The sequence below is a fragment of the Henriciella sp. genome (genome assembly GCF_049649345.1).
Lineage (GTDB): Bacteria > Pseudomonadota > Alphaproteobacteria > Caulobacterales > Hyphomonadaceae > Henriciella.
Genome location: NZ_JBARZC010000316.1, coordinates 1 through 2,003, shown reverse-complemented (window position 1 = coordinate 2,003; position 2,003 = coordinate 1). Strand labels below are relative to the sequence as shown.

The 2,003-nt window shown below is 65.3% G+C and carries 2 protein-coding genes and 1 pseudogene; all 3 read left to right on the top strand.

The features are described from left to right. On the top strand, positions 1–1,465 hold a 1,465-nt coding region (gene istA / locus WA989_RS08280; protein WP_424340027.1), incomplete at its 5' end, for an IS21 family transposase. After that, positions 1,462–1,689: pseudogene (locus WA989_RS08275) on the top strand (ATP-binding protein); the annotation flags it as partial. The gene istA and the pseudogene WA989_RS08275, both read left to right, overlap by 4 nt. Before the next feature lie 38 nt (positions 1,690–1,727). Continuing rightward, positions 1,728–2,003 (top strand): aminotransferase class V-fold PLP-dependent enzyme (locus tag WA989_RS08270; RefSeq protein ID WP_424340028.1); only part of this gene is annotated, 276 nt, incomplete at its 3' end.

Here is a 2,003-nt window from a genome sequence, read left to right as displayed (position 1 = left end):
GACCCATTCCGTTCCCGTAGCGGCGGCCAAGGCCGGGATCAGCCAGGCAACGGGGTATCGGCTGCAAGCCGACCAGACCCTTCCCTCGCAGAAAAAGACCCCGCGGAGCAGACGCCGTCCGGACCCGCTCGGCGAGATTTTCGAGACCGAGGTGGTTCCGCTGCTGCAATCGTCACCGGGGCTGCGGCCGGTCGCCATCTTCGAGGAACTGCTGCGCCGACATTCCGATCTCGGCCCCGGTATCCGCCGCACGCTGGAGCGGCGGCTCCGGGCCTGGAGGGCCGAGCATGGCCCCGAGCAGGAGGTGATCTTCCGTCAAACGCATGAACCCGGCCGGATGGGGCTGTCGGATTTCACCGACATGGGCAAGCTCGGCGTCGGGATCGCCGGTCAGCCGCTGGATCACCGGCTCTATCACTTCCGGCTGGCCTATTCCGGTTTCGAGCACGCGCATGTCGTGCTCGGCGGGGAGAGCTATGTCGCCCTGGCCGAGGGGCTGCAAAACGCGCTCTGGTCGCTCGGCGGCGTGCCGGCCAATCATCGGACGGATAGCCTCTCGGCCGCGTTCAGGAATCTGGACAAGGCCACCCAGGCTGACCTTACCGATCGTTTTGACGCGCTCTGTCGCCACTACGGCATGGCCCCCTCGCGTAATACCAAAGGCGTGGCGCATGAGAACGGGTCCATCGAAGGACCCCACGGTCATCTGAAGCGGGCCATCGAGGACGCGCTGGTGATGCGCGGGTCGCGCGACTTCGAAGACCTTACCGCCTATCGCCGTTTCGTCGACGAGATCACCGGCCGGATCAACGCGCGCAATGCCAAGCGGATCGACGCGGAACGCGCCCATCTGGGGCCGCTGCCCGCCCGGCGCACCACAGATTACGAGGAGGTCGCGGTGCGTATCACCTCACCCGGCGGGTTTCTGCTGCGCAAGGTCTTCTACACCGTGCCATCTCGGCTGATCGGTCACCGGCTGCGGGTGCGACTCTACGACGACCGGCTCGAGCTTTATCTCGGCGCTACCTTCCTGCAAACACTGCCACGCGGGCGGCCCACGCCGGGCGGCAGCCACGGCCACGTGGTTAACTACCACCACGTCATCCATTCGCTGCGCAAAAAACCGATGGCGCTGATGGGGCTGGTCTATCGCGACCAGTTGTTTTCGCGCCGGGCCTTCCGCGACATGTTCGCGGTGCTGCTGGAGCGGACCGGCGACAAGCAAGCCTGCCGGATGACGGTCGATCTGCTGGCGCTGGCGCACGACCGAGGCTGCGATGCGGAACTTGCCGCCCAGATCGAAGAGGATTTACGGCAGAACCGATGGCCAAACATCGTAGCCCTGCGCGCGCTCTTCGCGCCGCCGCCCGGCAGTCTGCCCGGGGTCAACGTCCAGCTGGCCGAGCTGTCCTCCTACGACCAGCTGGTGGGCAATGTGACGATCGGTGAAGCGGCTGCGGCATGACCAATTCCAGCATCGACGCCGCCCGCCTCACGCTCGCCCTGAACGAGCTGCGCCTGCCGGCTATCAAGACGCTGTGGCCGCGCTTCGCCGAACAGGCGGACAAGGAAGGCTGGGGCGCGGCCCGCCTGCTCAGCGCCCTGGTGGAACACGAACTGGCCGAACGCGATCGGCGCCGCATCGAGCGCCATCTCGCCCAGGCTCGCTTGCTACCGGGCAAGACCCTTGGAAATCATCGCAGGCAGTCAAAGCAGCGGCAGCAACGATCGGTGATCTGATTGGCGCGGACGCCGACGAAATCATCTTCACATCAGGTGCCACCGAAGCGAACAATCTCGCCCTTCTCGGGCTTGCCCGGCGCGCGGCTGGAGGCAAGCGCCGGCGCCTCCTCATCGGCGCGACCGAGCATAAATGCGTGCTCGCAGCGAGCCGTGCCCTACAGCAACAGCTCGAATATGATGTTCAATATCTGCCCGTGGATGAGCAGGGATTCATCAATCTGTCGATGCTCGAACAACACCTATCCGAAGAGGTTCTGCTT